The organism is Sphingomonas sp. NPDC079357 (assembly GCF_044901155.1).
In the GTDB taxonomy this organism is placed as follows: domain Bacteria; phylum Pseudomonadota; class Alphaproteobacteria; order Sphingomonadales; family Sphingomonadaceae; genus Sphingomonas.
Map to the genome: position 1 here is coordinate 1 of NZ_JBJDOM010000003.1, position 13,899 is coordinate 13,899.

A 13,899-nucleotide genomic window follows, 5' to 3' on the forward strand; every position below is an offset into this window, starting at 1 on the left:
ATCGGATGTGGAAGCGCGGTAACGCGTGAAGCTAACCGATACTAATCGTCCTATTCGCGCTTGAGAGCACACACCCCCAACAACAGCGTTGGAAACCGGGTGATTGACCCTCATCCAGACATAACAGTGCATCGATTTGAACCCGTCTCCCCCAGCCGTCACCGGCACACGGGGAGACATATGTGCAGGCTCCATTGCCTGGTGGCCATAGCGTCGGTGAACCACCCGATCCCATCCCGAACTCGGACGTGAAACCCCTCTGCGCCAATGGTACTATCGCTCAAGCGATGGAAGAGTAGGTCGCCGCCAGGCATTGCAGCTCGCACATCACAAGAACCCATCCACAAACAACAACACCTCGGCGCGGGGTGGAGCAGCCCGGTAGCTCGTCAGGCTCATAACCTGAAGGTCACAGGTTCAAATCCTGTCCCCGCAACCATCCATAATAGAACTCGATACGCCGCCCTTCGGGGCGGCGTTGTCGTTTCTGGCCCACGCCGCCAGATCCTCAATTCGCGCAACCACTTCCGCCTCGCCGCGCAAAAGGGCAGTGCGCAAACCACCCGCCAGAACAGCTCAGCGGTAAAGCCCCAACGGCAGGTCCATTCGTCTGGCAATCGCCGCTCGGCCTGACTGCCTATTCTGCGCCGATCGTCCGCGCGTCGCAGACGAGCGACGCTCACACGTCGCTCCGTCGCGGCTTACTGGAACGTGTAGCGGATCGTTCCGAATACCGTGCGTGGAAGGCCGTAAAAGTTCCCCCGTCCGGTGCTGGAAAGGCGCGCATAGTACCTTCGGTCGAGCAAGTTGTTGACGTTGACCGACAGTGACCATTGGTCGCTTAGCCTATATCCCGCTCGCAGGTCGATCACCGCATAGCCGCCCTGTCGCACGATCGTCGAGCGGGCGCGCAACGTGCCACTCCCGTTATAGAGCGCCGGGCTGCCGCCATAAGTCGATGAAAACCATGTCAGCCCGCCTCCAACGCTCACCCCCGCCAATGAGCCGGCGGTCGGCGCGTAATTGCTGAAGACTTTGACCATATGCTCCGGGATGATCGGCATCAGCGCGATACCCTCGAATTGTGGTTCGCTACCCGCCAGATATTCGGTGTGCGTGTATGTGTAGCCGCCGTTGATGCGCCAGCCCGGAACGATTTGCCCGGTCGCCTCCACCTCCACACCGCGCGCGCGAACGCGCCCGGCTTGCAGCACCACATCGGGCAGCTCGGGCGGATTGACCAGCCGGTTGTCCTGCGTGATTTGGTACCCCGCGACCGATAGCAGAAGACGCTGGTTCATCAGCGACAGCTTGCTGCCCACCTCCAGCTGACTCCCGATCAAAGGCTCGATCGGTCGACCGTCGGGGCGAGCACGCCCGGCGGGCTGGGCCTGCGGGGTGAAGCTGTCGGCATAGCTGACATAAAAGTTTAGGCTCGGCGTCGCGTCGAACAGCACCGCCCCATAAGGGGTGAAGCGACCGTCATAGCCGTAACGCGATCGACCGGTAACGGCGTCGTTGAGCGGATTGAGCGTATCCACATGGTTCGACCACCAGGTCGCGCGACCGCCGCCGACAAGGGTCAGATGCGCAAGCGGCGACAGCCGCATCTGCCCATACAGGCCATATTGCTCGACGGTGGTGCGCGTGGCCGCCGACACCTGTGCGATGCATGTCGCCGACGCAACCGGGCACGGGCCGGCCGTACCCTGCACCGGATAAAGCGGCAGCGCGACGCGCGGATCCATGGGCGGTTCGCTTGGATAGATAGGATCGAAGACGTTGATCTTGGCGTAATTGCTCAGCCGCGCATTGTGCGATGTATAGTCCTGTGCCTGATAATCCATGCCAAGGATCAAGGTCTGTTCTCGTCCGAAGGCGGGAAAGCTGCCGACGCCGTTGATGTCGAACGAGCGCGTGCGCTGTCGGTTGTCGCCCAGGAATGCGATATGGTTGGTCAGCCCGTTATTCTGCGGGGTTATCGCGGCGTTGCCGATGTAACTGTATTTGTCGACCCGATCGATGTTGGCGACCATCCCGGTCGCGCGCAGCGTCCAGCGATCATTCACGCGGTGGGCCAATTCGACGAAGCCAGTCGATGTCTCCGAGTTGAACCGGTTCCAGTCGGCCCCGAGATAGGTCGAGCGGCGGACATCGAGCAACCGGCCCTCGCTGCCGTCCGCGCCGCCGACATAGCCGGGCAGCCCGGTTTGCACCGCCGGCTGAAAGCGGTCGTAATAGACCCCGCCGGTCAGCGTGGTGCGCTCACCGATCGCGATATCGCCGACCGCGAACGCTCCCCAGCGACGGCGATGCGCCGTATCGAAGAACTGGTCCTGATCCTGCGCCATCGCGCCGGCGCGCACCCCGATCGTGTTGCTCACCCGTGTTGCGACGTCGATTTCGAGCCGGATGTTGTCGTAGCTGCCATAGCCCGCCGAAGCCTGGACGCGGGTTGCCTCCAAGGGGCGCTTGCGGACCAGGTTGATGCTCCCCGCCGGGTTCCCCGCACCAGTGAAGAGCCCGGCCGGACCGCGCAGCACCTCGAGCCGGTCGTAAAAGAACAGGTCTGGCACGACTCCGGGGAAGCCGAACGACTGCGTGGGGACGCCGTCGACCAGATAGTTGCTGATCGGGAAGCCACGTGCATTGAACGACGGATCCTCGCTGCCGATGCCGCTGACCGTGATGCCGTTGGTAGCAGTCAGCGCGTCCTCAAGTGTGAACAGGTTCTGCGCCTCGATCTGATCGCGATCGATGACGGTGACCGTGTTGGGCGTGTCCTTGAGCGGCGTGAGGGTCTTGCCGACCTCGCGTCCGTAGCTCTTGCCGACGACGACGACCTCACCTTCCTGCTGCTCGGCGGTGTCACGTGCCCCCACCTCTGCCGTGCGGCCAAGAGCAGCATCGGCGGTGAAACCGAACACTCCGGCCGACAACATAAAGACCCATAATCTCATTGCGCTTCCCCGATCTCCGTGGTCGCTCTACGTAAGTCGTTTATGATAGTCACTATCAATTGCATAAATTGTTACAAGGGGCGCTTTGCGAGGTTGCGCGTTGATCCGCCATGTTGATCTCGCTCGCGCTTGCCGCCGCACCGGTCGAACCCGCCTTCGATCCCTTGCGCTTCTTCACCGGTCAGACGCGCGGCACTGCGCGATTGAAGGTGATCCTGCGCAAAGCGAAGCCGGTCACGGTCCGTGGCACAGGCAAGATGCGCGCCGACGGCACCCTGGTGCTCGATCAGATGGTCACGGACGGGGGCGGGCCGCCACGTGCGCGGCGCTGGTTGCTCCGCGAAACAACGTCGGGTCATTATGCGGGCACGCTGAGCGATGCGCGCGGGCCCGTCATTGGGGAGGTCAGCGGCACCACCTTGCGATTGTCGTTCACCAGCGATGGCGGATTCCGCATCCGGCAGACATTGACGCTTCAGCCCGACGGACGCACGCTCGCGAACCGACTGGAGGCCCGGCGCTTCGGGATCAGGGTCGCGGTGCTGACCGAACGGATCGTCAAGGTCGATTGACGCGGAACGCCAACAACGTGGCGGCGGTTTGCGTGACGATCACTCCCGGAGCAAGCGATGACCGACCTCAACGTGCAGACCCGCCAGCGCGAGATCGCGACCGAGCATCTACTGTTCAAGCTAATCGAATATGTCGAGGGTAAGCATCCGGGCGTGCTGGACTATCTGGAGGCGAGCCTCGACCATCTCGGCGATCCCGCCACCGATGCGAGCAAAGACGACGAGGGCGTCCGTCGCATCGCGCGCAAGATGATTTCGGGTGCACGGCGGGGGTGAAGTGCGACGCCCTTGCTTTGGCTCTACCCGCAATAACGAAGCGACAATCGGGTCAGCGCGTCAACCGTGTGACATGCCCCATCTTGCGACCATCGCGTGTCTCGCGCTTGCCGTAGAGGTGCAGATAGGTGTCGCGGGCGGCGACGTAATCCGGCCAGCGCTCCCAATCGGCGCCGATTAGATTTTCCATCTCCGCACCCTGCGCGACCAACGCCGTGTCGCCGAGCGGCAGGCCGCAGATCGCGCGGACATGGTTGGCGAATTGCGAGGTTGCCGCGCCCTCGATCGTCCAATGCCCGGAATTGTGGACGCGCGGCGCCATTTCGTTGAACACCGGACCCTCGGCGCTCGCGAAAAATTCGCAGGTCAGCACGCCGACATGGTCGAGCGCATCGGCGATCCGCCCGGTCAGCGCGGCCGCCTCGGTCCATTGCGCGGCAATCGCGGCGGGGGCAGGGAGCGTCGAGCGATGCAGGATACCGTCGCGATGCTCGTTCCACGGCGGCGGGTAGCTGGTGATCGTGCCGTCGCGGCCGCGCACCAGCACAATGGAGAATTCATGCGTGAATCCAACGAACGCCTCGAGGATCGCGGGGCCGCCGATCGCTTCCCACGCCGCATCGGCATCGGCGGGCGACTGTAGGCGCGTCTGGCCCTTGCCATCATACCCGAAGCGCGTCGTCTTCAGCACCGCCGGGCAGCCGATCGCCGCGATCGCGGCGTCCAGTTCCTCGCGGGACGACACTGACCGCCAGCGTGCGGGACGCCCGCCGACCTGCTCGACGAACTGCTTCTCGCGCACACGGTCCTGCGCCACCGCAAGACTGCGCGGGCCGGGATAGACCGGGACGCGTTCGGCGAGCCATTCGACCGGCCCGACCGCGATATTCTCGAACTCATAGGTGACGACATCGCATTGCGCCGCGAAGTCGGCGAGCACGACCTTGTTGTGATAATCGGCGCGCGTCAGCGACGAGGCCGTCTGCGCCGCGACGCTCTCGCGATCGGGGGCGAGGACGTGGGTGCGATAGCCGAGATCGGCTGCCGCGCTGGCGATCATGCGGCCGAGTTGCCCGCCGCCAAGGATGCCGATCGTGCTGCCGGGAGCGATCACCGTCATGCCGGATCGACCGCGACGCCATCGGTCTGCTTCGCGCGCCACGCCTGCAGCCGCTGCGACAACGCGTCATCGGACAGAGCGAGGATCGAGGCGGCGAGCAGCGCGGCGTTGATCGCGCCGGCCTTGCCGATCGCGAGAGTGCCGACCGGAATGCCGCCGGGCATCTGGACGATCGACAGCAGGCTATCCATGCCCTTCAACGCCTTGGATTCGACCGGCACGCCCAGCACCGGCAGATGCGTCATCGACGCCGCCATGCCGGGCAGATGCGCCGCGCCGCCCGCCCCGGCGATGATAACCTTCAGCCCGCGCCCGGCCGCGCCGGTCGCGTAGTCGTACAGCCGCTGCGGGGTGCGATGCGCAGAGACGACCTTCGCCTCGTATGTCACGCCGAGCGCGTCGAGCGACTCGCTCGCATGACGCATCGTTTCCCAGTCCGAGGTGGAGCCCATGATGATGCCGACGTGCGCCATCGCGTGCGGTTAGCGGGGCGGGGCGGGGAGGGCAATCGGCAAAGTTCACATACCGTCGGCTCTGCGCGACAAAGGAAAACGCCGCAGGCCAGTCGTCATCGCCGCTGCCTCATTGGAGCATTCGGCAACGTCCATCCGTCGTCGCCCCTGCGAAGGCAGGGGCGACGGGGGGTGTTTGGCGCGCTCGCCTCCCTCTCGCCGGCGACGGCTCAGGCCGCGAGCGGCAATTCCTGCATCGCCTCCGCCGCCAGCGCGATCGAACGGCGACGTGCCTGATGGTCGTAGACCGCGCTGGTCAGCATGAGCTCGTCCACCCCGGTTCGCGCGACGAAGGCGGCGATCCCGCGCGCGACCTCGTCGCGGGTGCCGATCGCGCTCGCCGACAGCGCGTGGTCGAGGATCGCGGCGTGCTGCGGCGGCAGCGAGGCGCGATAGCCGGGCACCGGCGGCTTCATCCGCCCCGGATTGCCGGTGCGGAGCGCGACGAACTGCTGCTGCTGCGAGCTGGCGAGCAGTTCGGCTTCCTCGTGCGTGTCGGCGGCGAAGACGTTGAACCCGGCCATCGCGTAAGGCTTGGCGAGCGCCGCCGACGGGCGAAAATCGCGCCGGTAAATGTCGAGCGCCTGATCGAGCGCGTCGGGCGCGAAATGCGAGGCGAACGCGTAAGGCAGCCCCAGCATTGCGGCGAGCTGCGCGCCGAACAGGCTGGAGCCGAGGATCCACATTTCCGGCTTCGCGCCCGCACCCGGCGTCGCGGTGATGCCGGTTCGCCCGTCGTCGGCGAAATAGCTCTGCAACTCTACGACATCGCGCGGAAATTCATTGGCGTCGCTGGAAAGGTTGCGGCGCAGCGCGTGCGCGACGCGCTGGTCGGAGCCGGGCGCGCGCCCGAGCCCGAGGTCGATCCGGCCTGGGAACAAGGCGTCGAGCGTGCCGAACTGTTCGGCGATCTGCAGCGGCGCCGAATTGGGCAGCATGATGCCACCCGCTCCGATGCGGATGCGGCTGGTTGCCTGCCCGACATGCGCGATCACCACTGCGGTCGCCGCCGAGGCGATTCCGGTCATGCCGTGATGCTCGGCGACCCAATAGCGGTTGAAGCCGAGCTGCTCGGCATGTTGCGCGAGGTCCGCGGCGTTAAACAGCGATTGCGCGACCGAGCCGCCTTCGGTGACGGGAACGAGGTCGAGAAGGGAGTAACGGGTCATCGATCTTAAGTGGGGAGCGCGATGCGGGACTGCCAGCGGAGTTACGGTTGGTAGCGGGATAGCAGAGGTTTTCGTCATCCCCTCGCCGGCGGAAATTCAGACGTGCAATTCTTCGCAAAGGCCGCACCGTCCGAGCTTCGGGGCTCCCGCCTGCGCGGGAATGACGAAGCGGCGCGCGGGAAGGGCGGCCGCACGGGGATGACGCCCGCTGCCAAACCCACTACAGCGCGGCGCCATGCACCCGGCCTTCGCGCACGTCGACACGTGGATCTTCGACCTCGACAACACGCTCTATCCGGCGCGTGCCGACCTGTTCGCGCATATCGATCGCCGGATGACCGCGTTCATCGCCGACTTCCTGAACGTCAACCCCATCGAGGCGCGGCGTATCCAGAAGGAATATTTCCTCGGCCACGGCACCACGCTCGCCGGGCTGATGGCGGATCACGAGGTCGATCCGCACGCCTTCCTCGCCTATGTCCACGACATCGAGATGGATGCGCTGGAACATAATGCCCCGCTCGCCGCGGCGCTGGCGCGGCTGCCGGGGCGCAAGCTGGTCTTCACCAATGGCGACCGTCCCTATGCGCTCAAGGTGCTGGAGCGGCTCGGACTGGGGCAGAGTTTCGAGGCGGTCCACGACATCGTCGCGATGGACCTGACGCCCAAGCCCGCCGCCAGCGCCTATGCCGGGCTGTGCGCCGCGTTCGACATCGACCCGACCCGCGCGCTGTTCGTCGAGGATATGGCGCGCAACCTCAAACCCGCGAAGGCGATCGGGATGACCACCATCTGGGTGGACAACGGCTCCGAGCAGGACCACGACGCCGACCGATCCTATGTCGACCACCGCGTGACCGACGTCACCGCGTGGGTCCAGTCTGTTTTGGAGGACCAATGACCGCCGAGCTTTCCGCCACGATCGACGCCGCGTGGGAGAACCGCGCCGAGCTGGGGCTGACCACCGGGGGCGAGGTGCGCGTCGCGGTCGACCGCGCGCTGGCGCTGCTCGACGCCGGGCAGGCGCGCGTCGCGGAGCCCGACGGCAGTGGCGGCTGGCGCGTCAATCAGTGGCTCAAGAAAGCGGTGCTGCTCAGCTTCCGTCTCAACGACAATGCGTTGATCGACAACGGCCCGGGCGCAGGCCATTGGTTCGACAAGGTGCCGAGCAAGTTCTCGGGCTGGAGCGAGGCCGAGTTCCGCACTGCCGGCTTCCGCGCGGTGCCGGGCAGCGTCGTGCGGCGCGGCGCGTTCGTCGGCAAGGGCGCGATCCTGATGCCGAGCTTCGTCAACATCGGCGCCTATGTCGGCGAGGGCACGATGGTCGACACCTGGGCGACGGTGGGCAGCTGCGCGCAGATCGGCAGGAACGTTCATCTCTCGGGCGGTGCCGGGATCGGCGGCGTGCTCGAGCCGTTGCAGGCCGATCCGGTCATCATCGGCGACGGCGCGTTCATCGGCGCGCGCGCCGAGGTCGCGGAGGGCGTGCGCGTCGGCGACGGCGCGGTGCTGTCGATGGGCGTCTATCTGGGGGCCTCGACCAAGATCATCGACCGTGAAACCGGCGAGACGTTCCGCGGCGAAGTGCCCCCCTATGCAGTGGTCGTCCCCGGCTCGATCGGCGGCGGGAATGGAAAGCCGGCGCTCTATTGTGCGGTCATCGTCAAGCGCGTCGATGCGCAGACCCGCAGCAAGACCAGCATCAACGACCTGCTGCGCGACTGAGCGTGGCGCATCGTCGCGGTGCGTATAACATGTAAAACAAAATGCCTCGACACGGTCATGTGGCGCGCCTATCCGGGTGGGGATCAGAGGAAAAGGACACCCCATGCCGACTGCCAGCAAGGTTCTCGACCGCGTGCTCGTGCTGGAGATGGTGCGCGTCACCGAGGCGGCGGCGATCGCCGCCTCGACGCTGACCGGGCGCGGTGACGAGAAGGCCGCCGACGCCGCGGCGGTCGAGGCGATGCGCGCCGCGCTCAACGAGCTCGATATCGACGGCACGGTGGTGATCGGCGAGGGTGAGCGCGACGAGGCGCCGATGCTGTTCATCGGTGAGAAGGTCGGCAGCGGGCAGGGGCCGGCGATCGACATCGCGCTCGACCCGCTCGAGGGCACCACGATCTGCGCCAAGTCGGGGCCGAACAGCCTCGCGGTGCTGGCGATCGCTGAAAAGGGCGGGCTGCTCAACGCGCCCGACGTTTACATGGACAAGCTCGCGGTCGGGCCGGGGCTGCCCGCCGGCGTCATCGACCTCGATCGCACCCCGACCGAGAATGTCGAGGCGATCGCAGCGGCCAAGGGCGTCGCACCCAAGGACATCATCGCCTGCGTGCTCGACCGTCCGCGCCACGAGGCGCTGATCGCCGAGCTGCGCGGGATCGGCTGCGGCGTGGTGCTGATCGGTGACGGCGATGTCGCCGGGGTGATCGCGACCAGCGATCCCGACACGACGATCGACGTCTATATGGGCTCGGGCGGCGCGCCGGAGGGCGTGCTGGCCTGCGCCGCGCTGCGTTGCGTCGGCGGGCAGTTCAAGGGCCGGCTGCTGTTCCGCAACGACGACGAGCGCGGCCGGGCGCGCAAATGGGGGATCGAGGATCTCGACCGCCAGTATGACCTCAAGGATCTGGCAAAGGGCGATTGCATCTTCGCTGCGACCGGCGTCACCGATGGCTCGCTGCTGGAAGGCGTGCGGCGCGTCGGCGGCAAGATGACCACCGAAAGCGTCGTCATGCGCGCCTCGTCGGGCACGGTACGCTGGGTGAAGGGCGAGCACCGCCTCGGGCAGTGATCGCCGCCGGCGCGGCGCTGGCGATCGCGCTGGCCAGTCTCGCGCTGCTGCTGCACGGCGCGCGCTTCGGCTATTGGCCGCGGCCGCCCGCCGTCGCGCCGGGGGCGGTGCGGCATCGCTGGTTCGGGCGGCTGGCGTTGCGCGCTGTGGTGCATTTCGGCGTGGTCGCGATGCTGCTGCTGGCGGTGCTGGGTCGGCTTGACGCGGTGGTGCACTTTCCGCCCGAATTGCTGCCGGCGCGCGCGCTGGCGGTGGCGTGGATCGGCGAGCCGGGTTGGCAGCCGCTGGCGCTGGGGGCGTTGGGCGGGGTCGTGATCGCGGCCGTCCTCGAGCGCCGGGGACGGCGGGTGACGCTCGGCGACCTGCGCGCGGTCACGCCGATGCGTCGCGCCGAACTCGGCTGGGGCGTGCTGCTTGCGGTCGTCGCCGGGGTGACCGAGGAGTTGTTCTTCCGGCTGCTGCTATCGCTGCTGCTCGCGATCGTAAGCGGATCGGCGCTGCTCGGGTTTGCGGGCGCGACGGCAACGTTCGGCTATGCGCATCGCTATCAGGGCTGGCGCGGCGTGACCGCGACGGTGATCGCCGGGGTGTTGCTGGCGCTGGTCTATCTGGTGTCCGGGCGGTTGTGGGCGGCGATGCTGGTCCATGCCGCGATCGACCTCAACGGGCTGGTGCTGCGGCCGGTCTTGGCGGGGAAGTTGGCCAAGCCGTCATTGCGAGCGTAGCGAAGCAATTCAAGGCGTCCCGATCCGACCCTGGATTGCGTCGTTACCCTCGCAATGACGAGGGATATTTGTCGGCTTCATCCCTAAGTGACAACAGGCAGACCGTTCGTGCTGAGCCTGTCGAAGCATGTGCCGCGGACACGCCCTTCGACAGGCTCAGGGCGGACGGTGCGCAAGGCCCTCCCGTGTAGGCCTTACACCTCCGCCAGCGCCGCCAGCACCGGTGCGACATGCTCTGGCCGGCAGATCAGCAGGTCCGGCATGTACGTATCCGCACAATTATAGACCAGCGGCGAGCCATCGATGCGGCTGACGTGGAGGCCGTGCGCGCGGGCGACCGCGGCGGGGGCGCAGCTGTCCCACTCATACTGCCCGCCCGAATGGAGATAGATGTCCGACTGGCCGAGGATGATGCTCATCGCCTTCGCGCCGGCGCTGCCCATCGGCACCAGCTCCGCGCCCAGCGCGTCGGCGACCGCCACCGCCTCGCGCGCTGGCCGCGAGCGGCTGACCACCATCCGCAGCCGCCTGGGGGCGGGCGGCACCACCACCGGCGCATCGCTGCGCAGCACGATCCCCGCGGCGGGCAACGCCACCGCGCCGGTCGTCGGCACGCCGTCGATCGCCAGCCCGACATGTACCGCCCAGTCGGCGCGGCGCTCGGCATATTCGCGCGTGCCGTCGACCGGGTCGACGATCCACACCCGCGAGCGGTCGAGCCGGATCGGGCAGTCCTTCTCCTCCTCCGACAACAGCCCGTCCCCGCCGCGCTGCGCGCGCAACGCCTCGACCAGAAAGCGGTTGGCGATCGCGTCCCCGGCCTTGGCCAGAGCCTTCTCGGTCAGCGCCGCGCTGTCGCGTACCGTCAGCAGCAGCGCGCCCGCCACCTCGGCGAGGTGCGCGGCCAGCGCGGCGTCGCTCTCTCCCTCGGTCATGCGCGGCGCAGCAGCAGGTCGACGATCTGCTCGGCGGCCTGTTCGGGGGTGGTAACGGTCGTGTCGATCCGCACCTCGGCCGCCTCGGGCCGCTCATAGGGGCTGTCGATGCCGGTGAAGTTCTTGAGCAGTCCGGCGCGCGCCTTCTTGTAGAGCCCCTTCACGTCGCGGCGCTCGGCCTCTTCGAACGGCGTGTCGACGAACACCTCGACGAACTCGCCGGCGGGCAGCATCGCGCGGACCATTTCGCGCTCGGCGCGGAACGGGCTGATAAAGGCGGTCAGCACGATCAGCCCGGCGTCGGTCATCAGCTTCGCGACCTCGCCGACGCGGCGAATGTTCTCGATCCGGTCGGCCTCGGTGAAGCCGAGATCCTTGTTGAGCCCGTGGCGGACATTGTCGCCGTCGAGCAGGAAGGTGTGGCGGCCGAGCGCGTGGAGCCGCTTCTCGACCAGATTGGCGATCGTCGACTTGCCCGACCCCGACAGCCCGGTGAACCACAGCACTGCCGGCTTCTGCTCCTTGAGCGCGGCATGCGCCTCGCGCCCAACGTCGACCGCCTGCCAATGGACGTTCTGTGCGCGGCGCAGGCTGAAATGCAGCATCCCCGCCGCGACCGTCGCGTTGGTCAGCTTGTCGATCAGGATGAACCCGCCGAGCGTGCGATTCTCGGCATAGGGCTCGAACACGACTTGGCGGTCGGTGGTCAGCTCGGCGACGCCGATGGCGTTGAGGTCGAGCGTTTTGGCCGCGAGCTGTTCGAGCGTGTTGACGTTGACGACGTATTTGGGCTGCTGGACGGTCGCCGAGACGGTCTGCGTACCCAGCTTCAGCCAATAGCCGCGCCCGACGCGCAGCGCCGCATCGTCGAGCCACACGAGCGTCGCCTCGAACTGGTCGGCGGCCTCGGGCGGTTGCTCGGCGGCGGCGATCACGTCGCCGCGCGAACAGTCGATCTCGTCGGCGAAGCAGAGCGTCACCGACTGTCCCGCGACCGCCGCTTCCAGATCGCCGTCGAGCGTGACGATCCGCGTCACCGACGAGGTCTTCCCCGACGGCAGCACGCGCACCCTGTCGCCGACCGCGACGCGCCCGGTCGCGATCAGCCCGGAGAAGCCACGGAAGTCGAGATGCGGGCGGTTGACCCATTGCACCGGCATCCGGAACGGCTTGTCGGCGTCGACCGAGGCGAGCACCTCGACCGTCTCCAGATGCTCGACCAGCGTCGGCCCGTGATACCATGGCGTGTTCGCGGAGCGCGCGGTGATATTGTCGCCCTTGAACCCGGAAATCGGCAGCGCGGTGAAGCCCTTGATCCCGATCGACTGCGCGAAGGCGGCATAGTCCGCGACGATCGCGTCGAACGTTGCCTGATCGTAGCCGACCAGATCCATCTTGTTGACCGCGAGCACGATGTTGCGGATGCCGATCAGGTGGCAGAGATAGCTGTGCCGCCGCGTCTGCGTCAGCACGCCCTTGCGCGCGTCGATCAGGATCACCGCGAGATCGGCGGTGGACGCGCCCGTCACCATGTTGCGGGTATATTGTTCGTGGCCGGGGCAGTCGGCGACGATGAACTTGCGCTTTTCGGTGTTGAAGAAGCGATAGGCGACGTCGATCGTGATCCCCTGCTCGCGCTCGGCGGCGAGCCCGTCGACCAGCAACGCGAAGTCGATCTCCTGCCCCTGCGTGCCCTGTTTGCGCGAGTCGCTTTCGAGCGCGGCGAGCTGGTCCTCGAAGATCATCTTCGAATCGTAGAGCAGTCGCCCGATCAGCGTCGACTTGCCGTCATCGACCGAGCCGCAGGTGATGAAGCGCAGCATCGTCTTGTGCTGATGACTGTCGAGATACGCGTCGATGTCGCGCGCGATCAGGTCATCCACGACATAAGCAGGTGCGGTGCTCATCAAAAATACCCCTGCTGCTTCTTCACTTCCATCCCCGCGCCGCCGGCATCCTTGTCGATCGCGCGTCCCTGCCGCTCGCTGGTGGTGGTGAGCAACGTCTCCTGGATCACTTGCGGCAGCGTCGTCGCGCGGCTCTCGACGGCGCCGGTCAGCGGATAGCAGCCGAGCGTGCGAAAACGGATCGAGCGCAGCACCGGCTCCTCGCCGGGCAGCAGCCGGAAGCGATCGTCATCGACCATCAGCAGCATCCCGTCGCGCACGACGGTCGGGCGCTCCGCCGCGAAGTAGAGCGGGACGATCGGCACGTCGTTCAGATGGATATATTGCCAGATGTCCAGCTCGGTCCAGTTCGAGATCGGGAAGACGCGGATGCTCTCGCCCTTGTTCTTGCGCGCGTTGTAGAGGTTCCATAGCTCCGGGCGCTGGTTCTTCGGGTCCCAGCCGTGCGTGGCGGTGCGGAAGCTGAAGATCCGCTCCTTGGCGCGACTCTTCTCCTCGTCGCGGCGCGCGCCGCCGAACGCGGCGTCGAAGCCGTAGTGGTCGAGCGCCTGCTTCAGCCCCTCGGTCTTCCACATGTCGGTGTGGAGCGCGCCGTGGTCGAACGGATTGATCCCCCGCTCGATCGCCTCGGGGTTCTGGTGGACCAGCAGCGTCATCCCGCTCTCCGCTGCCATCCGGTCGCGCAGCGCGTACATCTCGCGGAACTTCCACGTCGTGTCGACGTGCAGCAGCGGGAAGGGCGGAGGGCTCGGAAAGAACGCCTTGCGCGCGAGATGCAGCATCACCGCGCTATCCTTGCCGACCGAATAGAGCATCACGGGATTGTCGGCCTCGGCCACCACCTCGCGCATGATGTGGATCGCCTCGGCCTCAAGCCGTTGCAAATGGGTGAGCCGTTGGTGATCGAGCAACCGTGACATTCGCTTCCC

General features: G+C 66.7%; 13 protein-coding genes, 1 tRNA gene and 1 rRNA gene. 8 read left to right on the plus strand and 7 right to left on the minus strand.

What is annotated here, in order from left to right; genetic code table 11:
* Positions 1–197: 197 nt before the first annotated feature.
* A 5S ribosomal RNA gene (rrf, locus tag ACI2JO_RS11690) occupies positions 198–312 on the plus strand.
* A 50-nt stretch (positions 313–362) separates the two neighbouring features.
* Positions 363–439, plus strand: a tRNA-Met gene (locus ACI2JO_RS11695).
* 262 nt (positions 440–701) lie between these two features.
* Here ACI2JO_RS11695 and ACI2JO_RS11700 read toward each other — a convergent pair.
* Positions 702–2,960: a TonB-dependent siderophore receptor gene (locus tag ACI2JO_RS11700; protein WP_404720875.1), complete on the minus strand. Its 2,259-nt coding sequence runs from the start codon at positions 2,958–2,960 to the stop codon at positions 702–704.
* A gap of 110 nt (positions 2,961–3,070) precedes the next feature.
* Between ACI2JO_RS11700 and ACI2JO_RS11705 the strand changes: the two genes are divergently transcribed.
* Positions 3,071–3,532, plus strand: a complete 462-nt coding sequence (locus ACI2JO_RS11705) for a DUF3833 family protein (protein ID WP_404720876.1) — start codon at positions 3,071–3,073, stop codon at positions 3,530–3,532.
* 57 nt (positions 3,533–3,589) lie between these two features.
* A complete protein-coding gene (locus ACI2JO_RS11710; RefSeq protein ID WP_404720877.1) occupies positions 3,590–3,808 on the plus strand; it encodes a hypothetical protein in 219 nt (72 codons plus the stop codon).
* 52 nt (positions 3,809–3,860) lie between these two features.
* On the opposite strand, the gene ACI2JO_RS11715 is transcribed toward ACI2JO_RS11710, so the two are convergent.
* The 3 genes from ACI2JO_RS11715 to ACI2JO_RS11725 form a co-directional block, all read right to left on the minus strand.
* Complete coding sequence (locus ACI2JO_RS11715; RefSeq protein WP_404720878.1) at positions 3,861–4,928, minus strand: 5-(carboxyamino)imidazole ribonucleotide synthase; 1,068 nt, start codon at positions 4,926–4,928, stop codon at positions 3,861–3,863.
* Positions 4,925–5,401: a 5-(carboxyamino)imidazole ribonucleotide mutase gene (gene purE, locus ACI2JO_RS11720; RefSeq protein ID WP_404720879.1), complete on the minus strand. Its 477-nt coding sequence runs from the start codon at positions 5,399–5,401 to the stop codon at positions 4,925–4,927. Before purE ends, ACI2JO_RS11715 begins: the two co-directional genes overlap by 4 nt.
* A gap of 209 nt (positions 5,402–5,610) precedes the next feature.
* Positions 5,611–6,609 carry an LLM class flavin-dependent oxidoreductase gene (locus ACI2JO_RS11725; protein WP_404720880.1) on the minus strand — a complete coding sequence of 333 codons (999 nt, stop codon included), beginning with the start codon at positions 6,607–6,609 and terminating at the stop codon, positions 5,611–5,613.
* 235 nt (positions 6,610–6,844) lie between these two features.
* Between ACI2JO_RS11725 and ACI2JO_RS11730 the strand changes: the two genes are divergently transcribed.
* The 4 genes from ACI2JO_RS11730 (at position 6,845) to ACI2JO_RS11745 (ending at position 10,128) form a co-directional block, all read left to right on the plus strand.
* On the plus strand, positions 6,845–7,510 hold the full coding sequence (locus ACI2JO_RS11730) for a pyrimidine 5'-nucleotidase (protein WP_404720881.1): 666 nt from the start codon (positions 6,845–6,847) through the stop codon (positions 7,508–7,510).
* Positions 7,507–8,334, plus strand: a complete 828-nt coding sequence (gene dapD, locus ACI2JO_RS11735) for a 2,3,4,5-tetrahydropyridine-2,6-dicarboxylate N-succinyltransferase (protein WP_404720882.1) — start codon at positions 7,507–7,509, stop codon at positions 8,332–8,334. The genes ACI2JO_RS11730 and dapD overlap by 4 nt, the downstream gene beginning before the upstream one ends.
* 103 nt (positions 8,335–8,437) lie before the next feature.
* Complete coding sequence (gene glpX, locus ACI2JO_RS11740; protein ID WP_404720883.1) at positions 8,438–9,403, plus strand: class II fructose-bisphosphatase; 966 nt, start codon at positions 8,438–8,440, stop codon at positions 9,401–9,403.
* Positions 9,400–10,128, plus strand: coding sequence for a CPBP family intramembrane glutamic endopeptidase (locus ACI2JO_RS11745; RefSeq protein WP_404720884.1), 729 nt, complete (start codon positions 9,400–9,402; stop codon positions 10,126–10,128). The genes glpX and ACI2JO_RS11745 overlap by 4 nt, the downstream gene beginning before the upstream one ends.
* Positions 10,129–10,322: 194 nt before the next feature.
* Here the strand turns inward: ACI2JO_RS11745 and ACI2JO_RS11750 are convergent, their stop codons facing one another.
* From ACI2JO_RS11750 to cysD, 3 genes are read right to left on the minus strand one after another with little or no spacing between them, the layout of a single operon-like run.
* Entirely contained in the window at positions 10,323–11,063 is a 741-nt protein-coding gene (locus ACI2JO_RS11750; RefSeq protein ID WP_404720885.1) for a 3'(2'),5'-bisphosphate nucleotidase CysQ, read from the minus strand.
* On the minus strand, positions 11,060–12,970 hold the full coding sequence (cysN, locus tag ACI2JO_RS11755; protein WP_404720886.1) for a sulfate adenylyltransferase subunit CysN: 1,911 nt from the start codon (positions 12,968–12,970) through the stop codon (positions 11,060–11,062). The genes ACI2JO_RS11750 and cysN overlap by 4 nt, the downstream gene beginning before the upstream one ends.
* Positions 12,970–13,890, minus strand: coding sequence for a sulfate adenylyltransferase subunit CysD (gene cysD, locus ACI2JO_RS11760; RefSeq protein ID WP_404720887.1), 921 nt, complete (start codon positions 13,888–13,890; stop codon positions 12,970–12,972). The genes cysN and cysD overlap by 1 nt, the downstream gene beginning before the upstream one ends.
* Positions 13,891–13,899 lie beyond the last annotated feature (9 nt).

Coding starts and splice junctions, on each gene's coding strand:
- purE (WP_404720879.1), bottom strand. CDS start 5,401: ATGGCGCACGTCGGCATCATCATGGGCTCCACCTCGGACTGGGAAACG.
- dapD (WP_404720882.1), top strand. CDS start 7,507: ATGACCGCCGAGCTTTCCGCCACGATCGACGCCGCGTGGGAGAACCGC.
- cysD (WP_404720887.1), bottom strand. CDS start 13,890: ATGTCACGGTTGCTCGATCACCAACGGCTCACCCATTTGCAACGGCTT.
- cysN (WP_404720886.1), bottom strand. CDS start 12,970: ATGAGCACCGCACCTGCTTATGTCGTGGATGACCTGATCGCGCGCGAC.
- ACI2JO_RS11725 (WP_404720880.1), bottom strand. CDS start 6,609: ATGACCCGTTACTCCCTTCTCGACCTCGTTCCCGTCACCGAAGGCGGC.
- ACI2JO_RS11705 (WP_404720876.1), top strand. CDS start 3,071: ATGTTGATCTCGCTCGCGCTTGCCGCCGCACCGGTCGAACCCGCCTTC.
- ACI2JO_RS11730 (WP_404720881.1), top strand. CDS start 6,845: ATGCACCCGGCCTTCGCGCACGTCGACACGTGGATCTTCGACCTCGAC.
- glpX (WP_404720883.1), top strand. CDS start 8,438: ATGCCGACTGCCAGCAAGGTTCTCGACCGCGTGCTCGTGCTGGAGATG.
- ACI2JO_RS11700 (WP_404720875.1), bottom strand. CDS start 2,960: ATGAGATTATGGGTCTTTATGTTGTCGGCCGGAGTGTTCGGTTTCACC.
- ACI2JO_RS11750 (WP_404720885.1), bottom strand. CDS start 11,063: ATGACCGAGGGAGAGAGCGACGCCGCGCTGGCCGCGCACCTCGCCGAG.
- ACI2JO_RS11715 (WP_404720878.1), bottom strand. CDS start 4,928: ATGACGGTGATCGCTCCCGGCAGCACGATCGGCATCCTTGGCGGCGGG.
- ACI2JO_RS11710 (WP_404720877.1), top strand. CDS start 3,590: ATGACCGACCTCAACGTGCAGACCCGCCAGCGCGAGATCGCGACCGAG.